The sequence below is a fragment of the Kribbella jejuensis genome (assembly GCF_006715085.1).
Taxonomy (GTDB): Bacteria; Actinomycetota; Actinomycetes; order Propionibacteriales; family Kribbellaceae; genus Kribbella; species Kribbella jejuensis.
Map to the genome: position 1 here is coordinate 1,332,972 of NZ_VFMM01000002.1, position 20,153 is coordinate 1,353,124.

Genomic DNA, 20,153 nt, shown 5'->3' on the forward strand with positions numbered 1-20,153 from the left:
GAACGGGCGCGTCGGTCCGGCTGACGCGCCCGCTCTATTGCTGGAGCTTCACAGGAAGAGGTCGGCGAAGCGGCGCAGTTCGCCGATGTCCAGCCCGTTCTCGAAACCGACGACGAGCTCCTGCACGCCGGCGTCCTGGTAGGCGGCGATCCGGTCCCGGATCGTCGATTCGGTCCCGATCAGCCCGTACGACGCGAGGTCGCCAGGGAAGGCGAACTCGGCACCGGGCGGGACCTGGGCCCGCGCCTCGGCGTCCGAGGACCGCAGGATGTACGACGTGGTCGCCGTCCGCCGGATGTCGTCGTACGGGCGGCCGACGTCGGCGCAGTGCTTGCGCAGTACGTCGTACTTGTGCCGGAGCACGTCGGGTGAGTCGATGATGTTCGATGCGTCGGCCCAGCGCGCGACGGTCAGCAGCGTCTTCTGCTCGCCGGCTCCGGCGACCAGGATCGGGATCCGTGGTTGCTGGATGCCTTTCGGCTGGTTGATCCCGCCGGCGGCGCGGTAGTACTCACCGGCGAAGTCGACCGACTCCTCGGTCCAGAACCGGCGGATCAGCTGCACGGCCTGGTCCAGGCGCCGCAAGCGGTCGCCCGCCGTACCGAAGTCGTAGCCGTACCCGAGGTAGTCCGGCTCGTACCACCCGGCCCCGATCCCGAAGATCAGCCGGCCGTTGCTGACGACGTCGATCGTGGACGCGATCTTGGCCTGCAGCGCCGGGTTCCGGTAGCTGTTCGACGTCACCAACGGGCCGAGCCGGACCCGGTCCGTGGCGGTCGCGAGCGTGGTGATCAGCGTCCAGGCCTCGAACAGCGGCGCCTGCGACGGCGGGATCGGATGCAGGTGGTCGGGCACGTAGACGGCATGGAACCCGAGCTCGTCGGCGGCCTGCGCCACCGCAACCACCCGGCGGAGCGCGTCGGTCGGTTCGAGCCCGGCCAGCTCGCCCCCGAACCCGGACGGCAGAAACACACTGAAACTGGTCATGCACTACCGACCACCCGGACGGGCAAAAGGAATCGCTGCGTCCGTACAGTGGGAAATATGCGACTGAGCTACGAGGAGGCCGGTCCCGCCGACGCGCCGGTGGTTCTGCTCGGCGCGTCGCTCGGGGCGACGCAAGCCATGTGGGCGCCACAGCTCGACGTCCTGGCGCAGCGGTTCCGGGTGGTGGCGTTCGACCATCGCGGACACGGGAAGTCCGAGGTTCCGGACGGTCCGTACACGATCGACGAGCTGGGCGGCGACGTCGTCGAGTTGCTGGACAAACTCGAGGTGCGGCAGGCGTCGTACGTCGGAATCTCGCTGGGTGGAGCGGTGGGCCTGTGGCTCGCCGAGAACGCCGCCGAGCGATTCCACCGGTTCGCCCTGATCTGCCCACCGTCGAACCCGGCGGAGAGCGCTCAGACGTGGACCGACCGCGCCGCTCAGGTGCGAGCCGAGGGCACCCAGGCCATCGTCGACGCCACCCTGGGCCGCTGGTTCCGGCCGGAATTCACCGACACGGCCCTGATCCGCCAGATGCTGCTCGACTGCCCCGACGAGGGCTACGCCGCCAGCTGCGAGGCTCTCAGCACCACCAATCTCCTACCGTCGCTGGGCAACATCACGGCTCCGGTCCTGCTCATCACCACGGACTCCGACACCTCGGTCCCGCCGGAAACGGTCGTTCCCCTGGCCGCCGAAATTCCCGGCGCGCACCTGGAGATCATCGAGGGCGCCGCCCACCTCGTCAGCTACTCCCACCCGGACGTCGTCAACCCGCTGCTGCTCGCTCACCTCGGCTGATTCCGGCGCCGCAGGGGTGCGGCGTTAGGCTGGTAGCCGCTCTGCACCGCTGACTGGAAGTGTTTATGACTGTCGAATCGCTGTTCCCGCGCCTGGAGGCGTTGCTGCCGTCTGTGCAGAAGCCGATCCAGTACGTCGGGGGTGAACTGAACTCGGTCAGCAAGGAGTGGGACGACGTCAGCGTGCGCTGGGCGCTGATGTACCCGGACGCGTACGAGGTCGGCCTGCCCAACCAGGGCGTGCAGATCCTGTACGAGGTGCTGAACGAGCGGGACCACATCCTCGCCGAACGGACGTACTCGGTCTGGCCGGACATGGAGAAGGTGATGCGGGACCACGGGATCCCGCAGTTCACGCTCGACTCGCACCGGCCGGTGCGGGCCTTCGACGTGTTCGGGCTGTCGTTCTCGACCGAGCTCGGGTACACGAACATGCTGACCGCGCTGGACCTTGCCGGGATTCCGCTGCACGCAGTCGACCGGACCGACGAGGACCCGATCGTGCTCGCCGGCGGGCATGCCGCCTTCAACCCGGAGCCGATCGCCGACTTCCTCGACGCCGCGGTGATGGGTGACGGCGAGGAGATCGTGCTGGCGATCTCCGAGGTGATCCGGGAGTGGAAGGCCGAGGGCCGCCCGGGTGGCCGCGACGAGGTGCTGCTGCGGCTGGCCAAGTCCGGCGGCGTGTACATCCCGAAGTTCTTCACTGTCGACTACCTCGCCGACGGCCGGATCCAGCGCGTCACCCCGAACCGCCCCGGCGTACCGTTCCGGACCGCGAAGCACACGGTCATGGACCTCGACGCGTGGCCGTACCCGAAGAAGCCGCTGGTCCCGCTGGCCGAGACCGTGCACGAGCGGTACTCGGTGGAGATCTTCCGTGGCTGCACTCGCGGCTGCCGGTTCTGCCAGGCGGGCATGATCACCCGCCCAGTGCGCGAACGCAGCATCACCACGATCGGCAACATGGTCGAGAACGGCCTGCAGCAGTCCGGGTTCGAGGAGGTCGGCCTGCTCAGCCTGTCGAGCGCCGACCACAGCGAGATCGCCGACGTCGCGAAGGGCCTCGGCGACCGGTACGAGGGCAGCAACGTCTCGCTGTCGTTGCCGTCGACAAGGGTCGACGCGTTCAACATCACGCTGGCCAACGAGTTCTCCCGCAACGGCCGGCGCAGCGGTCTGACGTTCGCGCCCGAGGGCGGGTCGGACCGGATGCGCAAGGTGATCAACAAGATGGTCACCGAGGAGGACCTGATCCGTACGGTCGCGGCGGCGTACAGCCACGGCTGGCGGCAGGTGAAGCTGTACTTCATGTGCGGTCTGCCGACCGAGACCGACGAGGACGTGCTGGCGATCGCGGACCTGGCGAAGAAGGTGATCGCGACCGGGCGGGAGGCGTCCGGCCGGCGCGACATCCGCTGCACGGTGTCGATCGGCGGGTTCGTACCGAAGCCGCACACGCCGTTCCAGTGGGCCGCGCAGCTCGGCGCCGAGGAGACCGACGCGCGGCTGGCCAAGCTCGGCGCGGCGATCCGCGCGGACAAGAACTACGCGAAGGCGATCGGTTTCCGGTACCACGACGGCAAGCCCGGCATCATCGAGGGCCTGCTGTCCCGCGGCGACCGCCGCGTCGGCCGGGTGATCGAGTCGGTCTGGCGCGACGGCGGCCGGTTCGACGGCTGGAGCGAGCACTTCTCGTACGAGCGCTGGGTCGAGTGCACCGAGAAGGCGCTGGCCGACGAGCCGGTCGACCTCGCCTGGTACACCACCCGCGAACGCGAGTACGCCGAAGTTCTCCCCTGGGATCACCTGGACTCCGGCCTCGACCGCGACTGGCTCTGGGAGGACTGGCAGGACTCGCTGGAGGAAGACGGCGCCATCGAGGTGGAAGACTGCCGCTGGACCCCCTGCTTCGACTGCGGCGTGTGTCCTCAGATGGGCACGGAGATCCAGATCGGCCCGACCGGCAAGAAGCTGCTTCCGCTCTCGGTCGTCTAGCCTCCTGGGCGGGCTGAGAGCAACAGTTCGGTGAGCGAGAGGTCGTCAGCGCTGCTGAGAACCAGGTCGGCGTTGGCGACGGCTCCGAGGGCGACGTAGGGGTTCGGTACGGCGACTGCGTACAGGCCTTCTGCTTGCGCCGCCGCGACGCCGTGCGGGGTGTCTTCGACGGCGACGGCGAACTGTACGTCCAGGCGCCGTAGAGCGAGCTCGTAGATCGCCGGGTCCGGTTTGTGGGTCGCGACGTCGTCGCCGGTGACGATCTGGTCGAAGAGGCCGACTGCGCCGACGCGGTCCAGGTGGCCGACGACCCACGAGCGGTCCGAGCTGCTCGCGATCCCGACCTTGAGGCCGAACTCGCGGGCGGACCGGATCCAGTCGCGGATCCCGGGGCGGAAGTCGAGGTCGGCGTGCAACCGGTCGCGGTGGGCGATCCGGCGGGCGTGGCTCGCGGTGCGGTCGAAGCCGGCGCCGACGGCCGCGGCGAGGACGTCGTACCGGTCCTCGGTGACGTTGCCGCCGTGGCCCGGCCAGAAGTTCTCCAGGTCGAGTTCGAGGCCGTGGTGCGCCCATTCGGCCTGCCAGCTCTCGACCATCGTGGTCTCGGTGTCCATCAGCAGACCGTCGAAGTCGAACACGATGGCCTCGACCTCGACCGGTACGAGCCGGGTCGCGAGCCGGTGCAGTTGGCTGCGGGTCAGCCCGAGCCAGGACAGGTACCCGCGGACGCCGCCGAGGGAGTCTAGGTGGTCGAGCGAGCCGAGGATCGTCTCCGGGCGGGTCCGGGAGAACTCCGGCCCGTCCTGCAGGCCGAGGTGGACCTCGCTGATCGCGTAGTCGGCCGCGATCCGCGACCGCGGTACGCCGGCCAGTTCGAGCAGGATCGCGATCGTCAGGCCGGTCCGGTCCTTGCCCGCCTTGCAGTGGATGACGACGGGCCGGTCCGCGGGCGCGTCCGCGATCGCGGCGAAGATCTCGCGGATGTGCTTCGCGTTCCGCGTCAGGCTGTTGCGGTAGACGTCGAGCAGCCGCGGCTCGGCCTCCGGATCGCGCAGCCGCTCGGCCTCCGGGTCGATCCAGGGGATCCGCCGGTACGCCGGGAGGCCGTCGAGCGGATGCGGCTCCTTGAGCTCCCAGTCGGAGCGCAGGTCGAGTACGAGGCCCGCGTCGAGTGCACGCAATTCGTCGGAGACGGCGTCGAACGCGTCGGTGCGCACCAGGGCACCCGCGCGCGTCGGTACGCCGTACCGGGTCGGAAGTCCGCCGACGTCACGCGCATTCGGGCTCCACATGGCTGTCAGCTTAACCGCGTCCAGTGACCTCCATGTTCTCGAGCAGGTCAGGCCTCGACGGGCGGGTCCGGGTTGTCCGAGAGCCAGCTGTCCGGGGAGGCGATGTGGTCGGCGGACATGTACTCGATGATCTCGACGGCGTCGGCGACGTACTGTACGAGACCGGTCCAGCCGGTGGAGCCGTTCTCGCGAGCGAGCAGCCAGCCCTGGCGCCAGCCCGTTGCCGTCAACACCATCACGTGTCCGGGCAGCGAGAAGTCGCGCAGCGTCCAGTCCACTCGGGCGTCCAGCTTCCGGTCGGGTGGCCCAGCGCTCACAGCGGTAACCCACTCCGGAGACGGAGCTCGTCGCGAATCACCGGTGGCACGGGCAGCCGATACCCCTCGAGTGCTCGGGCGTAGGCGCGCAGCGACGACGCGAGACGGTAGGCGTCGGGGCGGAAGGGGTCGTCCCACCGCAACCGGCCGCGGGCTTGCCGATCTGCCACCCTGGCGGAGGTCACCGCCGCGAACAGCCGGGAGAGATCGTGGTTGACCACAGAGCGACCGGAGGGGCCGCTGGGGACGAACTGAGTCAGGACGGGCATCGGGCATCGCCTCAAAGGGCTGCGGGGGTTCCCGACATGCCAGCTGGAATGCCATCGCTCCGGAGTGGTTCCAGCCTACCCGCTGGGTCGTGGAACCGTGCATCGTCGGAAAGGTCTGGCCGGCCTGGTCAGTCAGCGGTCGACTCCCCGGGGCGGTCCGGGGAACTCGATGCGCGGGCGAGGCGGCCACCCTCGGATTCCCAGGTGTCGTGTTGTGGCGAGGACTGGTCGACGCCGTGTGCTCGCATGCCCTCGACGAGGCTCTGTAACCGGAGCTGGTTGTCCGCGCCGGCGGCTCGAGCCATCGATAGTTCAGCGATGTCATGAGGGGTATTCGGAGGAATGGTGAGGAGTTCGACGCGCAGGCCGCTGGTTCCGCACAGTGCGACGAGCAGGTCGGTCGGCCGGCTCGTGCGGTAGCTCAGTCGCACGACACGGCCGGCCACCGCCAGACGGATCGGCTGGGTGTCCCAGGCGGTGGCATCCAGGAGCATTCGGCCGACTCGGCCTGCCGGCGACCTGTTGATGGCCACGATCAGGCCGGGCAGTTCCGCGACCGGATCAGCTGAGCGAGGCCACCACGCGCCGTCGAGGAGCGGCGTGCCGACGTTCGTGGGGAGCAGCCTGAGCCGCGGCGTCGACGGTTTGGTGAGCGAGACGACCACCCCTGGATCCGTGCGCAGAGCTGCCATGACATACATCCCAAGGCGTCGCCGGCGTGGCCGGCACCTCGCGGTGGGATGTCGTCGTCCCGGATCCCTCCAGCCTACGCCTGTCCGAGCAAGCCCACGGCATTCATCGTGGAAGCCCCGTGGGTTGGGGAGGATCTCGTCCCGAAGCGGGCGTGAAATCCTCCTCGCGCCGGCGCCGGCGCAGGGGCCGAGGGCCGGCGTCAGGGTTGCCAGTCGATTTCCAAGCGGTCCGGGAAGGTGTTGACGACCTGGCCGGTCTTGCCCGAGGGCAAGGCCAGGCGGCCGGTGGTCTCCCACCGGCCGGGCGGCCCCGGGGCAGGGGCGTCGCCGCGGCCGATGGCGTAGTCGACCAAGGTGCCGTCGGGGCGGAACTCCACGGCCCGCCGGCCGCGGGCCGGCGGGAACGGGTAGTCGTCGCGGCGGTAGACGCTGATCCCGTCGTGGTCCTCCTCGAAGGAATGCGTCCAGTGGCCGGTCGGTGGACTGGTCAGATGCCCACCCCCTGTCCGATCGCGGCCGGCGACTCCGGGATCGTCACCTTGAAGTCGCTGATCACGCCGCCGAGCGCCTCGTACCCGGTGACCGACGGTCCCCAGGCCGATCCGTCCCACCACTTGTGGTACAGCTGCTTGTCGGTACCGGTGACGAACACGTCCAGCCGGTTGGTGTCCCAGGAGACCACGCGCGGTTCGTCGGTGCAGATCCCGCCCATGTACTCGTACCCGGTCAGCGACGGTCCCCACGCGGAGCCGTCCCACCACTTGTGGTAGAGCGCCGAGTCCGTCCCGAGCAGGAATACGTCCAGCCGGTCCGAGCCCCACGAGACCACGGTCGGCGCGGTCGTGCAGATGCCGCCCATGTACTCCCAGCCGTTCCACGCGGAGCCGTCCCACCACTTGTGGTACAGCGCCGAGTCGGTGCCGATCACGAACATGTCGAGCCGGTTGGGGCCCCAGGCAACGACCCGTGGTGGCGAGGCACAGACACCACCGAGGTACTCGTACCCGTTCCACGACGAGCCGTCCCACCACTTGTGGTAGACCGCGTTGTCCGTACCGAGCACGAAGGCGTCCAACCGATCGGGGCCCCAGGCAACGACCTCGGGCGGACTCATGCAGATCCCGCCCAGGTACTCGTACCCGTTCCAGGACGAGCCGTCCCACCACTTGTGGTACAGGGCCCGATCGGTGCCGAGGACGAAGGCGTCCAGCCGGTCCGGACCCCAGGTCGCCAGCCGCGGCGGACTCATACAGATGCCGCCGAGGTACTCGTACCCGTTCCAGGAGGCTCCGTCCCACCACTTGTGGTAGAGCGCGCGGTCGGTTCCGAGCACGAACGCGTCCAGCCGGTTCGGCGCCCAGGACGCCACCTCGGGCGCGCTCATGCAGATCCCGCCCTGGTACTCGTAACCGGCGACGGACGGTCCCCAGGCCGATCCGTCCCACCACTTGTGATACATCGCGAGGTCGGTGCCGAGCACGAAAGCGTCCAGCCGGTTCGCGCCCCACGACACCACCGAGCCGGCCGGCTCCGGCGTCGCTCGCGCGGTGTCGAAGACCGGCAGGTCCTTGCGTACGGTGTCGATCGTCGCCTGCATCCGCGTCACCTGGTCGTTGGTGAACATGACCATGCCGCGGTCGTCGGTGTAGTCCATGTAGTCGTAGAACAGGTCACCGTTCGGCCCGTTGCTGCAGGTCACGTGCGGGAACGTCGGTACGCCGAAGTTCGGGCCGGCCGCGTTCGGGGTGTCGGCGCACTCGTCGCTGCCGCTGCAGCCGCTGCCGTCGTCGCCCCAGATGTGCAGCAGGTTGAAGAAGTGCCCGACCTCGTGCGTCGTCGTCCGGCCGAGGTCGAACGGTGCCGCCGCCGTACCGTTCGTACCGAAGCCACTGTGCAGGATCACGACGCCGTCGGTGGCCGCCGGTCCGCCCGGGAACTGCGCGTACCCGAGCAGGCCGCCGCCGAGCTGGCAGACCCAGATGTTCAGGTACTTGTTCGTCGGCCACGGATCGATTCCGCCGGTCGCGGTGGCCTTCACCTTGTCGTCGGTGGTGAACGTCGCGACGCTGGTCTGCGTCCGGGTGACGCCGTTCGTCGGGTTCCCGTTCGGGTCCTGGGTGGCCAGGAAGAACTCGACCTGCGCGTCCGCGATCAGCCCGCTGAACACGCCCGGCACGATGCTGGTGTCGGGGTTGGTGGCGCGGTAGTCGCGGTTCAGTACGTCGATCTGGCTGTCGATCTGGGCCTGCGAGATGTTCTGCGCGCTGGTGTTCCAGACCACGTGGACGACGACCGGAATGCGCGCGATCCCGGTGAAACGTTCCTGGCGGGAGACGTAGTCGATCGTCGCGGTCTCGAGCGCGGACCGGGCCGCGGCGTACTCAGGTGACGTCGACAGCAGCCGCCGGTGCACGTCCATCACGCCGCACTGCCGGCGGCTCGGGGTCTCCGCCCGCCCGTCGCCGGTCGCGCCGCTCATACCGGCACCACCCGCCGTACCACCGCCGCTCATGCCGGCCCCGGCGGGCGACCCGCCGCCGCTCATCCCCAGGCCGCTCGGGGTACCACCGCTCATGTTCGCGGCCGGCGATCCGCCGCCCGCCATGTCAGCAGCCGGCGATCCGCCGCTGCTCATGTCCGTGCCGGCCGCTGGTGCAGCGGTCATCGGCATGCCGTTCGCCGTGGGCTGTCCGTTCGCGGCGTGCGCGTTCGATTCCGGGGCCTCGCCCGGCATCCGGTCCTCGTCGCGGTGCTTGTCCGCGCGCCCGTTGGCCTTCCTCGGCATTTCTCCCCCTTCCGCGGGGGCACCCGAGCAGGACGGCGTACGCCGGACCGAGAAGCTCACCCCCAGCGCACACCTCGACCGAAGACGGCCCGGCCGTCTTCCCCCACCGAGCAGTCGGCCCCCAAGTCACTGCTCTGGTTTCAGAATCCGCCCGTCACGGCATGTGCACAAGCTCTCGTGCACGGGTAGTCAAGTTCGCCGGAACCCCTTGTGGGGTTGGGGATTTTCAATCAGGTGTGTTGCCCGGCGACCGGTCGTTCGGCGTGCTCGAAGAGCGCCTCGCCGGTGTGCTGTACGGCGGCGGCCGGCAGCGCGAAGAGGGCGAACGCCGCGATGGCGGCCGCGATCACCAGCGGCCGGTGGCGTGGCGGGGGAGCGAGCAGTGCGCGGACCCTGGTCTCCAGGTCGCCGCCGGTCGCCCCGACGACCGCCTCGGGATGTACGAAGCGGGTCTGCAGCTGCGCAACTCGTACGAGCGTCGTCGCGACCAGGCGGCGGTCGCCGACGGCCCGCGCCGCGTCCTCGTCGGCCCAGCGTTCGACGGCGGTCGCGGCCGCTCGGGCGGCGGGTCGCAGTACCGGATTGACGGCCGCGGTCAGACCTGCGGCGAGGTTCCACCAGGCATGGTGGTGCTGGAGATGGGACTTCTCGTGGGCCAGTAGTACGGCGCGTTGGCGCGGGTCGAGTGCGCGGAGCAGACCGCTCGTGACGATCACCCGGCCCGCGGGTTGCGGCGTACTGAAGGCGTCCGGGCGCTCGTCGTCGAGTACGACGAGATCGCCGACCGCAGTGAGTCCGCGGCAGGCGCGGTGTACCTCGACGAGTGCACGCATCTGGCGCAGGCCGGTGACAAGCACCGAGAGCAGGGCGAGCAGTACGAGGCAACCGGCGATCGCGGCCGGCCAGGCGGGCACCGGGCTGTCGCTGTGCAGTGCGGCCGGGGACCACGCGCCCTGGGCCGCGACGAACGGGAACTGCCCGATCCAGGTGAAGGCGAGCACGGCGAGGATGAACACACCGCTGGCCGCGGACAGCACGTTGCCGGCGATGACCAGCTTGGTCGCGACCGACGGCGCCATCCAGCGGGCGGCGGCCGGCGCGATCAGCGCGTAGCCGACGATCGCGATCAGCCCGAGGATCGCGGCGGTCGTCATTCGTCGTCCTGGAGGAGGTCGACGAGGAGTTGGGATTCCTCGGCGGACAGGCCGCGGGCGAAGCGGGTGAGGACGGCGGCGCGGTCGCCGCGGGCGTCCAGCAGGCGGTGCAGCTGGTGTGCGGCGACCTCGGCCGAGTCGACGACCGCGGTGTACGCGTACGAGCGGCCGACCCGCTGCCGGGTCGCCAGGCCCTTCGCGGCCATCCGGCCGAGCACCGTCATCACGGTCGTGTACGCGAGTTCGCCGCCGAGCGCGTCCCGGACGTCGGACGTGGTCATCGCGCCCCCGTCGGCGGCGAGCGCGGCGAACACCTGCTGCTCGAGATCCCCCCGGCCCCGGCTCATGACAGGCCTCCTCCTGACTACTACGAAGAACGTAGTAGCATCAATCTACTACTCGGATTGTAGTAGACGGGGGCGCATGATGAATCGCTGGTTGTTCGATCAGTTCAACGCGTTCGCACGGGCCACGCCGTGGCTGCACGGTCCGGCTGAGGCGTACGCGCAGTACGGCGTTGTGCTGTTCGGCGTACTGCTGGTCGCGGGGTGGTGGATCGCGCGGCGTTCCGGCCGGGTGGTGGGGGTGGCTGCGGCGATCAGCGCCGCGGGTGCGACGCTGTTGGCCGTGGCCATCAACCAACCGATCGTGCACGCGGTCCACGAGGCGCGCCCGTACACGACGCTGCCGGGCATCCTGGTGCTCGCGAACCGCAGTACCGACCCGTCGTTCCCGTCCGACCACGCGACGATGGCCGGTGCGGTCGCGGCCGGGCTGTGGATCGTGAACCGGCGGCTCGGGATCGTCGCGGCCGCCGCCGCGGTGCTGATGGCGCTGACCCGGGTGTACATCGCCGCGCACTACCCGGGCGACGTCCTCGCCGGGCTGCTACTCGGCGCGATTGTTGCCGTCGGCACCTGGTTGCTGGTGCGGCGGGTGCTGACCTGGTGCGTGGACGCGATCGCCGGTACGCGGCTGCGGGTGGTTCTGCTGTCATGAAGGGACTGACGGGCTGGTTGCTCGGGCTGCACGGGATCGCCGTGTACGGGATGGTCGGGCTGCTGGTGTTCGCCGAGGACGCGCTGTTCGTGGGGTTCGTGCTGCCGGGGGAGACTGCAGCCGTACTCGGAGGTGTGACCGCGGCGGTCGGGCATACGGCGTTGCCACTGATCCTTGTGGTGGTGATCGGCGCGGCGATCCTCGGCGACACGGTCGGGTACGAGGTCGGCCGGTTCTTCGGGCCGCGGATTCTTGAGAGCCGGTTGGTCGCGCGGCGCAAGGACAAGCTCGAGTCCGCGCGCAAGCAGCTTGCCGAGCGGGGTGGTACGGCGGTGTTCCTCGGGCGGTTCGTGGCGTTCTTCCGGGCCACGATGCCTGCGCTGGCGGGGATGTCGGGGATGCGGTACCTGAAGTTCCTGGCGTTCAATGCGGCCGGGGGGATCGTGTGGGGGACCGCGGTCGTGCTGCTCGGGTACCTGGCGGGCAACTCGTACGCCCGCGTCGAAAAGACCTTCGGCCGGGCCGCCGCGCTGGTCGTGCTGGGCATCGTGGTGGTCGCGATCGTGGTGTGGCGGGTACGGAAGCATCGCAAGGAGCGTGTCTCGTGACTCGCAAGATGGCGGCGTGGCTCGTGCTGACGGTCGGCGCCTTGGGCGTACTGCTCGCCTGGGTCTTCCCCGACGCGATCGAACACCGCGGCCAGATCCACACGGTCGGCACCGAGGTCGTCCTCTGCGCCGGCGAACACCACCTGTCCACCCGCTCCCAGGCCCTACACCACCTGGCCGACTGCGCCGGCGACAACACCGAAGTCCGCCGCGAACTCCGCGACGAACTCTCCGCCGTCTTCCTCATCGGCCTAACCATCGCCGGCACCTGGTACCTCGCCCGCCATACGTAGGATGCCGCATGCGCATCCCCTTCACCGCCCGCGGCCACAACGGCACGATCACGGTCGAGGTCTCCCCGAACGACCCTGCCGTCTCCGGCCACGCGCTCGTCGTACCTGATCTGGAGTTGGACGCGTTCCGCGGGTTCCCGATGTGCACGGCGTCGGTGTCGTTCGCCGGCCAGGGGATCAACGCGATCTTCGGTTGGATCCAGGTGGTCGACAACGGTGGATCGGTGTCGGTGGACCTGCTACCGAACCTGGATCCGACCGATCCGTTCTACGTCTACGGGTACCTGCCGACGTTCTTCGACGCACCGGCGAACCCGGACCATACCGACGGCGTGTGGCGGGCGACCACATTCCTGGTGATGGTGCCCGACGTGATTCGCTCACGCGTGGTCGAACCGCTAGCCGCCTTCACCTGGGGCTACGAGCTGCACGCCGGCCAACCTCGCTTCCTGAAGGTCGTCGCACTTGACGGCTGGGCCGGACACCACGACGTACTCGCGTCAACCCACCCAACATGGACGTTCCGCTAATCCGTCCCCAAGACAATCCCGAGCCCCGCGACCCGCGCCTTCCCAATCGCTGCCTCAAGCAACCGACCCGGATAACCCTCTCTGGGAACAAGCAATGGTGACCGGAGATAGGCAATAGCCTGTCCCCAGACCCCAGGAGGTGTGCCCGCTGACGCAACACCACTTCGGCGTGTACGCACGAATCCGCACCGCCGACCGCATCCTCCTGGTCCGCAAAACCCGCGGCCCGTACGCCCGCCGATGAGCAGTAGCCGCACGGGCTCAGTGGTGGGGGCGGAGGGCTCGGTTGGCGGCGGGTTCGGCTATTTGGGCTCGGAATTCGTTGGCGGGGTAGACGCCCAGGATGCGGACCTCGACCGAGAAGAACGCCAGCTCCTCGAGGGCCAGGGCTACGTTCGGGTCTTCGGGGTGGCCTTCGATGTCGGCGTAGAACTGGGTGGCGAAGAACATGCCGCCGAGCTGGTACGACTCCAGCTTCGTCATGTTCACGCCGTTCGTCGCGAATCCTCCGAGCGCCTTGTACAGCGCGGCCGACACGTTCCGGACGCGGTACACGAACGACGTGATCACCGGGCCGGCGTCGACCGGCGGTACTTCGGGCTCCCGGGACAGCACCAGGAACCGGGTCGTGTTGTGGTGCTCGTCCTCGACATCCGACGCCAGCGTCTCCAGCCCGTACAACTCCGCAGCCGCTCGCGGCGACAGTGAGGCAACGGTCGGATCACCCAGCTCGGAGACCTCCCGCGCCGCCCCGGCGGTGTCGTCCGCGACAACCGTCGACCATCCGTGCTCGCGGATGATCTTCCGGCACTGCCCGAGCGCGTGCACATGGCTGCGCACGGTCCGGATCCGGTCCAGCGACGTACCCGGAACGCCGAGCAGCTGGAAGTGGATCGGGAGGAAGTACTCGCCGACGATGTGCAGCCCGGACTCCGGCAGCAGGTGGTGGATGTCCGCGACCCGCCCGGCGATCGAGTTGTCGACCGGGATCATCGCCAGCCCGGCACGTCCGCTGCTGACCGCCTCGAGGGCGTCCTCGAACGTCGTACACGGCAACTGCTCGCGCTCGGGGTACATCTCGGTGCACGCCATCGCCGAATTCGCGCCTGGCTCACCCTGATAAGCGATCGGACCTTCCACGATCTCCCAGCGTAGACCTATCCCGTCTCAGCACCCGGATCAGGTGTCCGTCTTACGGACCTTCTCCGGCGCGCCGGTGACCGCGCGCCCCTCCAGCGCCTTGGCCTTGGTGGCGTACATGTCGATGTACTCCTGGCCGGACAGCTCCATGATCTTGTACATGATCTCGTCGGTGACGGCCCGCAGGATCAGCCGGTCGCCCTCCATCCCCTCGTACCGGGAGAAGTCCAGCGGCTCGCCGAACTTCACCGTCGGCGAGGCGAACGAGGCGACGATCTTCCCGGGCGGGGCGACCACGTCGGTGCCGATCACGCCGCACGGGATCACCGGCACCTTCGCCTCCAGCGCGAGCCGCGCGACGCCGGTCCGGCCCTTGTACAGCCGGCCGTCGTGCGAGCGGGTGCCCTCGGGGTAGATCCCGAACAGCTCGCCGCGCTCCAGCACCTTCATCCCGGCCCGCATCGCGCCCTCGGACGCCGACCCGCCGGAGCGGTCGATCGGGACCTGCCCGGTGCCCTTGAAGAACCCGCGCTGGAACCGGCCCTTGATCCCGGCCCCGGTGAAGTAGTCGGACTTCGCCACGAACGTCACCCGGCGGCGCAGCACCAGCGGCATGAAGATCCAGTCCGAGTACGAGAGGTGGTTGCTCGCGATGATCGCGGGCCCGGTCTCCGGGACGTTCTCGGCGCCGATCACGTTCGGCCGGAAGATCCGCTTCACCGGCGGCCCGACCACCACGTTCTTCAGCACCCAGTAGATGCCCTTGCCGTCGCCGTCCCCGGCATCCACGACCGGGTCCGGCCGCTCGGACCGCGGCGCCCGCGCCGGTTCCGTCATCGGTGTCCTTTCCTCACACAGTTCCCCCCGACCCCTCATGATGCCGCACGTCGGCGTACTTCGGCGTACTTCGGGGCCAGCTCGGCCGAGGGAAGCTCCTGACGCGCCTGGTCGTACCTTCGTCAGACGCTCACGGCGGCGTCGCCATCGGCGCGAACCCATCGGCCACCAGCGCAGCGGCAGCGTCGGCGTCACCTGCCAGAACCCGGCTGCGTGCCGCCTGATAGGGACAGCCGGCCGCCTCCTGGGCATCCGCGGTCGCGAGCAGCGTGGACCGGTCGTCGTCAAGGAGTGCGCGGGCGCGCTCGGCGATCGCGGCCGCGACGGGATTGCCGCGGACCACGGTCAGCGCCTCGGCGACGAGCCCGGACGCGTCCGGGCGACCGGACAGCACGGCGGCTTCGGCGCGCAGAGCGACGTACCAGTGGTGCCAGATCCAGGTGATCCACTTCCACACCTCCTCCGGCCGCGGGCCGAGCCGCTGCATCGCCTCCGCCGCGTGCCCGTGGTGCAGCAGGACGATCGCGTCGAAGATCGCCTTGTAGCCGTGGACGAAGTCCGGGCGGTCGAGTTGCCCGACGATCTCCAGCCACTCGCGGCGCGCCTCGTCCTCGCCGCGGAGGCCGTGGATCATCGCCACCGCCGCCGCGGACGGACCGAGGTGGTTGCGGCTCGGGCTGCCTGCCCGCCGCCAGGCGTCGATGAACCGGAGGCTGCCGTCGAGTACGGCGTCGGCGTTGCCGGCCAGCGCGTCGACCATGAGCGGCACCCGGTGCCCGACCTCGGTCAGCGCCGGGTGCGTGGCCAGCCGGTGTACGGCGTCGCGCGCCCCGGCGATGTCGCCCGCGCCGAGGCTGGTCTCGACCGCGATCCCCAACGCGTCGATCAGCTCGTGGGTCGCGGCGGGCGAGCTCGGGACCGAGGCCAGCAGCCTCAGCCGCCGCTGCGTCAGCGCGGCGGGCGCGAAGGTGTCGCCACCCCAGCTGTGCGCGCAGGTGAGGGCGTCGAGCGCGGCCGACTCGGCGAGCGGGTCACCGGTCCGGTGGGCGAGCTCGACGGCGCGTTCGGCCCGCGCGATCGTCTCGGAGACGTCGTTCTCCTCCGGTCCCTGGACGGCTCCGAACGCGTCGGTGAGAACGGCTGCCTCGGCCAGCGCCAGCGCGGCCCCGGCCGCTGGGTCGCTCCCGGCCAGAGGCCGTGCCCGGTCGATCAGCTCGACGGCCTCCGCGCGGGAGGGCGGATGCACGAACGTGCTGGAGAAGCGGAACGCAACGGTCGCCGCGGTGGCCAGGCCGACCGCCGGGGCATCGCCGGTCTCGGCCGCGGCGAGGTGCAGGCGGTACATCTCCTCGCCGACGGTCCGGCAGCCCGCCACACCCGCCGCGAACCGCAGCATCGACGCCTTGCTCGCCGTGTCGGGCGCAAGCTCCGCGGCCTGTTCCGCGCGTTGCTGCGACTCACGGGTCAGATTCCGCCTCAAAGTCAGCTCGGCAAGCCGACGGGCAAGCTCGTACGCCGTTGCCGGCCGGTCCGTGGCCGCCCAGGTCAGGGCGGCGCGCAGATCGTTGGCGACCAGGTCGAAGCGGGCGCGCCACTCCGGGTCCGAACTGCTCAGGGCGGCGGCCTGGCCCAGGCACCAGCGCGCGTGGCGAAGCCGCGTCTCGGCCTCTTCGCCGGCCTCGCAGAGCTTCTCCACGGCGTACTGCCGGATGCTTTCCAGCGCCCGGTACTTCGTCGTTCCGTGCGTCGGCGTCGCCGTCAGCAGGCTGTGCTCGGTGAGCTTGGCCAGGCTGTCGACGACGTCAGGTAGGCCCGTGACCTGCTGCGCAGCGGCCGCGGTGAAAGGGGCGACGAAGACCGAGACGCGACGCAGCAGCACCTGGTCGTCCGGCTCGAGCAGGGCGTGGCTCCAGTCGAGTGTCGCCCGTACCGAGCGGTGCCGTTCGTCGGTGCGGGACCCACCGGTGAGCATCCGGAGTGGATGGGACAGGGCGGCGGTGATGCCGTCCAGGCCGAGTGCCGGGTACCGGGCCGCGGCCAGTTCGATCGCGAGCGCCATACCGCCCAGCCGCTCGCAGATGCCGGCGACCTGGTCCCGCAGCGGCGCGTCGAGGGGCCAGCCGACGGCCGCGGCGCGCTCCAGGAACAGCGCGACGGCGTCGCCGGTCAGCGAGAGGGCGGGCACCTGATAGACGCGTTCGAACGGCACCATCAGTCGCACGCGGCTGGTCGCGAGCACCGTGATCCGCGGGCACTGCGACAGCAGCCGCTCGAGCAGCGGCGTCACGCCGTCGAGGACGTGCTCGCAGTTGTCCAGCACGAGCAACGCCTGCCGGTCCGCCATCGTCTGCACGATCGAGGTGACCAGATCGCGACCGGGCTGCTCGCCGAGACCGAGGGCCTCGGCAAGCGCCGCCGGCACCAGCGCGGCGTCGGTGACCGGTACGAGGTCGACGAACCGGACCCCGTCGCGATAGTTGCCGGCGGCATCCGCTGCGACGGCCAGCGCGAGCCGGGTCTTGCCGACGCCGCCGGGGCCGGCCGCGGTCACCTGGCGGTTGGTCGTGAGCAGCCCGGCCAGCTCGGCGCGTTCGGCCGACCGCCCGACGAACGACGTCAGCGGCGCGGGCAGCACCGGCGCCGTACCGGGCGTTCGGGTGACGCGGCGCGCGAGGGAGCGGCGGTCCGGTGCGTCCAGTTTGCGCAGCAGCGCGGCCACGTGGCTTTCCACCGTACGGACCGAGATGGTCAGCTGCGCGGCGATCTCGGCGTTGCTGAGCCGGGCCGCGAGCAGGTCGAGCACCTCACTCTCCCGACGCGAGATCTCCACCACGCCGGCCATTCTGCCGCACCCGGCCGACAGCAGAATCAGTAGTTTCCACGGATGTGCCGCTGCCTCGTCCACAGCGAGGCTGTGAGGGTCGATCAACCCAAGGAGTGATCATGAACGACGGAGTGAAGACCCTGCTGCACCCGGTAGCAGACCTGGACCGTTCCAAGGCCGTCTACGCGGCCCTGCTCGGAACCCAGCCGCAGAACGACTCGCAGTACTACGTCGGCTTCGACGTGGCCGGTCAGCACGTCGGCCTCGTCCCCGGCGGCGGCCCGCAGAAGATGACGTCGCCGGTCGCGTACTGGCACGTCGGCGACCTCGAGTCGAAGCTCACCGAGCTGACCGCCGCGGGAGCGGCCGTGCTCGAACCTGCCCACGACGTCGGCGGCGGCCGGTTGGTTGCCACCGTCACCGATCCCGACGGCAACGTCCTCGGTCTCCTGGAGGACCGGTCATGACCACCATCACCCTCGACGTGTCCGACCCGACGGCCGCCACGGCCTTCTACGAGTCCTTCGGCATCGCGCACTACCTGACCGTTCGGGCAGCCGACGTACCGGCGTCGTACGGTCGCAGTTTCATCCTGTCCCTCGTCGTTCCGCAGCCGAACACGGTCGACCGCTACGTCGCGGCGGCGGTGGCGGCCGGTGCCACCACGCTCAAACCCGCGACCAAGAGCTTCTGGGGTTACGGCGCCGTCATCCGCACCCCTGACGGCGCCATCTGCAAGATCGCGTCGTCGGCCAAGAAGGACACCGAGCCGCCGACGGACCGCATCGACCAGGTCGCGCTCCTGCTGGGGGTGTCCGACGTGAAGGCCAGCAAGCGGTTCTACGTCGAGCAGGGGCTGACGGTGGCCAAGAGCTTCGGCGGCAAGTACGTCGAGTTCGAGGGCTCGTCCGGCGTAACGCTGGCCCTCTATCCCCTCCGCGCCCTCGCCAAGGACGCCGGCACCACGCCGACCGGCCCTAAGGGCCTCGCGCTGGGGACCGAGGCCACGCCCTTCACCGACCCGGACGGGTTCACCTGGGAGACGGTCTCCGCACCGCATCCAGCCGTCTGACAGCCCGCGGCTGCTTCTGAGTCGTGCTGACATGGGGATGCGCCGTGGTGACATGTTCGTGCGAGTCGGGGCGCTCCAGACTGTCCAGCGCGGGGAGGTCCCGCCGTACTGGAGGAGTGAGATGAACGGACTGCGCGTAGCGTCCTTGCTGGTTGCCACCCTGCTGACCGGGCTGATGGCCGGGGTGTACGCGATCTATGCGAATGCCTTCATGCCCGGTCTGGCCAAGACCGACGACAAGACCTTCGTCAGCGCCTTCACGGCGGTCGACCGGGCGATCGTGAACCCGGTGTTTCTCGGGCTCGGGTTCCTCGGCGCGCTGGTCGTCACGTTGCTGGCCGGCGTCCTGAGCCTGAAGGAGAAGGCGCTGCCGTGGGTCGCGGCCGCGTTCGTGCTGACCCTGGCCGCGGTGATCGTCACGATGGCGGTGAACGTGCCGCTCAACGACGCGATGAAGGCGGCCGGCGACCCGGCAACGATCGACGTGCACGCGGTCCGGGCCGCGTTCGACGAGGCGCGCTGGCGCACCTTCAACCTGGTCCGGACCTGGCTCCAGCTCGGCGCCTTCGGCCTCCTCGCCTGGGCGCTCTACCTGACCGGCAGGTCGGCCGCCCAACCGTGACCTGAGCCAGGCCTGCGAGAATGCGGGTGTGCCACCAGTACAAGCGCCGCCGTCGCAGCAGTTGCCCGCCGTTCAGAAGTTGCGGGTGCGCTTCGCCAAGCGTGGGCGGTTGCGATTCACCTCACACCGCGACTTCCAGCGGGCGTTCGAGCGGGCCGTCCGGCGGGCCGGTCTGCCGGTCGCGTTCTCGCACGGGTTCAGCCCGCATCCGAAGATCTCGTACGCCGGTGCCGCGCCGACCGGGGCCGCCTCCGAGGCGGAGTACTTGGAGATCTCGCTCACACACGAGCGGGACGCCGAACAGGTCCGGGCCGCCCTCGACGAGGCGCTGCCGCCCGGGCTCGACGTACTCGAGGTGGTCGTCGCCGGGCCGGGCGCGCTGGCCGAGCGGCTGGAGGCCAGCGAGTGGCGGATCGCGTTGCCGGGCGCGGATCCCGCGGCGGCCGAGGCCGCGGTCGAGGCGTTCCTCGCCCGGGACGAAATTCTGGTCGAGCGCATGACCAAGCGCGGTCTTCGCTCGTTCGACTGTCGGGCTGCCGTTCTCCGACTCACCGTCGCGAGTGAACCGGGGCCGGTTGAGACGTGTGCGATACTGCAAGTGGTGTTACGGCACGGAACCCCGGCCGTGAGACCCGACGACGTTCTCGCCGGTGTGCTCGAGGTAGCGACGCTGACGGTGACGGGCCCGGCGCTGTTGACCAGGCTCGCCCAGGGCCCGCTCACCGCGGACACCGGCACGGTGGAAGACCCGCTCGCTCGTGACCGCGACGCCAACCAGGCGACCGCGACCGGCCAGGCAGGTCCCCGCCAGACGCACACAGCGGAGGGCGACGCCGCCGCTCCCTCTGTGCCCTGAGCGCGGGGCGGGGCGGATCCAGCAGGCTTCCGCTACACCGCCGGCACTGGTGCCGGGTGTGGCGAACCGTGACCGCCT

20 protein-coding genes are annotated in these 20,153 nt (G+C 70.0%); 10 read left to right on the top strand and 10 right to left on the bottom strand.

Annotation, left to right across the window (positions count from 1 at the left end; all coding sequences use genetic code 11):
* Window positions 1-48: 48 nt before the first annotated feature.
* Window positions 49-987 (bottom strand): TIGR03560 family F420-dependent LLM class oxidoreductase, encoded by a 939-nt coding sequence (locus tag FB475_RS26480; protein WP_141859241.1) that lies wholly within the window; start codon window positions 985-987, stop codon window positions 49-51.
* Window positions 988-1,044: 57 nt separating this feature from the next.
* On the opposite strand from FB475_RS26480, the gene FB475_RS26485 reads away from it, so the two are divergent.
* Window positions 1,045-1,788, top strand: coding sequence for an alpha/beta fold hydrolase (locus FB475_RS26485; RefSeq protein ID WP_141859242.1), 744 nt, complete (start codon window positions 1,045-1,047; stop codon window positions 1,786-1,788).
* Between the two features lie 65 nt (window positions 1,789-1,853).
* Window positions 1,854-3,785 carry a TIGR03960 family B12-binding radical SAM protein gene (locus tag FB475_RS26490; protein ID WP_141859243.1) on the top strand — a complete coding sequence of 644 codons (1,932 nt, stop codon included), beginning with the start codon at window positions 1,854-1,856 and terminating at the stop codon, window positions 3,783-3,785.
* Here FB475_RS26490 and FB475_RS26495 read toward each other — a convergent pair.
* The 6 genes from FB475_RS26495 to FB475_RS26520 form a co-directional block, all read right to left on the bottom strand.
* Window positions 3,782-5,077: an HAD-IA family hydrolase gene (locus tag FB475_RS26495; RefSeq protein ID WP_141859244.1), complete on the bottom strand. Its 1,296-nt coding sequence runs from the start codon at window positions 5,075-5,077 to the stop codon at window positions 3,782-3,784. The two genes, FB475_RS26490 and FB475_RS26495, sit on opposite strands and share 4 nt — an antisense overlap.
* Before the next feature lie 47 nt (window positions 5,078-5,124).
* Window positions 5,125-5,394, bottom strand: coding sequence for a hypothetical protein (locus tag FB475_RS26500; protein WP_238332426.1), 270 nt, complete (start codon window positions 5,392-5,394; stop codon window positions 5,125-5,127).
* Window positions 5,395-5,791: 397 nt separating this feature from the next.
* A complete protein-coding gene (locus tag FB475_RS26505) occupies window positions 5,792-6,355 on the bottom strand; it encodes a DUF5994 family protein (protein WP_141859245.1) in 564 nt (187 codons plus the stop codon).
* Window positions 6,356-6,842: 487 nt separating this feature from the next.
* Complete coding sequence (locus FB475_RS26510; RefSeq protein ID WP_272952099.1) at window positions 6,843-9,140, bottom strand: DUF8189 domain-containing protein; 2,298 nt, start codon at window positions 9,138-9,140, stop codon at window positions 6,843-6,845.
* 230 nt (window positions 9,141-9,370) lie between these two features.
* A complete protein-coding gene (locus FB475_RS26515) occupies window positions 9,371-10,294 on the bottom strand; it encodes a M56 family metallopeptidase (RefSeq protein ID WP_141859246.1) in 924 nt (307 codons plus the stop codon).
* Entirely contained in the window at window positions 10,291-10,641 is a 351-nt protein-coding gene (locus tag FB475_RS26520; RefSeq protein ID WP_141859247.1) for a BlaI/MecI/CopY family transcriptional regulator, read from the bottom strand. Before FB475_RS26520 ends, FB475_RS26515 begins: the two co-directional genes overlap by 4 nt.
* Window positions 10,642-10,717: 76 nt before the next feature.
* Here FB475_RS26520 and FB475_RS26525 point away from each other — a divergent pair, with 76 nt between their 5' ends.
* From FB475_RS26525 to FB475_RS26540, 4 genes are read left to right on the top strand one after another with little or no spacing between them, the layout of a single operon-like run.
* Window positions 10,718-11,293 carry a phosphatase PAP2 family protein gene (locus tag FB475_RS26525; protein ID WP_202878512.1) on the top strand — a complete coding sequence of 192 codons (576 nt, stop codon included), beginning with the start codon at window positions 10,718-10,720 and terminating at the stop codon, window positions 11,291-11,293.
* Complete coding sequence (locus FB475_RS26530; protein WP_141859248.1) at window positions 11,290-11,901, top strand: DedA family protein; 612 nt, start codon at window positions 11,290-11,292, stop codon at window positions 11,899-11,901. Before FB475_RS26525 ends, FB475_RS26530 begins: the two co-directional genes overlap by 4 nt.
* The gene (locus tag FB475_RS26535; protein WP_141859249.1) at window positions 11,898-12,194 is read left to right on the top strand and encodes a hypothetical protein; all 297 of its coding nucleotides are present in this window, start codon (window positions 11,898-11,900) and stop codon (window positions 12,192-12,194) included. Before FB475_RS26530 ends, FB475_RS26535 begins: the two co-directional genes overlap by 4 nt.
* 8 nt (window positions 12,195-12,202) lie before the next feature.
* Entirely contained in the window at window positions 12,203-12,724 is a 522-nt protein-coding gene (locus FB475_RS26540) for a hypothetical protein (protein ID WP_141859250.1), read from the top strand.
* Window positions 12,725-12,985: 261 nt separating this feature from the next.
* Here FB475_RS26540 and FB475_RS26545 read toward each other — a convergent pair whose 3' ends face one another.
* From FB475_RS26545 to FB475_RS26555, 3 genes are all read right to left on the bottom strand, one after another.
* Window positions 12,986-13,864 carry a prephenate dehydratase gene (locus FB475_RS26545; protein WP_141859251.1) on the bottom strand — a complete coding sequence of 293 codons (879 nt, stop codon included), beginning with the start codon at window positions 13,862-13,864 and terminating at the stop codon, window positions 12,986-12,988.
* Between the two features lie 39 nt (window positions 13,865-13,903).
* Entirely contained in the window at window positions 13,904-14,701 is a 798-nt protein-coding gene (locus tag FB475_RS26550) for a lysophospholipid acyltransferase family protein (RefSeq protein ID WP_141859252.1), read from the bottom strand.
* Between the two features lie 130 nt (window positions 14,702-14,831).
* A complete protein-coding gene (locus FB475_RS26555) occupies window positions 14,832-17,534 on the bottom strand; it encodes an ATP-binding protein (RefSeq protein WP_202878513.1) in 2,703 nt (900 codons plus the stop codon).
* A 110-nt stretch (window positions 17,535-17,644) separates the two neighbouring features.
* Between FB475_RS26555 and FB475_RS26560 the strand changes: the two genes are divergently transcribed.
* From FB475_RS26560 to FB475_RS26575, 4 genes are all read left to right on the top strand, one after another.
* Window positions 17,645-17,992 carry a VOC family protein gene (locus FB475_RS26560; protein ID WP_141859254.1) on the top strand — a complete coding sequence of 116 codons (348 nt, stop codon included), beginning with the start codon at window positions 17,645-17,647 and terminating at the stop codon, window positions 17,990-17,992.
* Window positions 17,989-18,597 carry a VOC family protein gene (locus FB475_RS26565; RefSeq protein ID WP_141859255.1) on the top strand — a complete coding sequence of 203 codons (609 nt, stop codon included), beginning with the start codon at window positions 17,989-17,991 and terminating at the stop codon, window positions 18,595-18,597. Before FB475_RS26560 ends, FB475_RS26565 begins: the two co-directional genes overlap by 4 nt.
* A gap of 121 nt (window positions 18,598-18,718) precedes the next feature.
* Complete coding sequence (locus FB475_RS26570; protein ID WP_141859256.1) at window positions 18,719-19,219, top strand: anthrone oxygenase family protein; 501 nt, start codon at window positions 18,719-18,721, stop codon at window positions 19,217-19,219.
* Between the two features lie 28 nt (window positions 19,220-19,247).
* Window positions 19,248-20,075: a TIGR03936 family radical SAM-associated protein gene (locus FB475_RS26575; protein WP_141859257.1), complete on the top strand. Its 828-nt coding sequence runs from the start codon at window positions 19,248-19,250 to the stop codon at window positions 20,073-20,075.
* The last annotated feature ends 78 nt before the right edge of the window (window positions 20,076-20,153 follow it).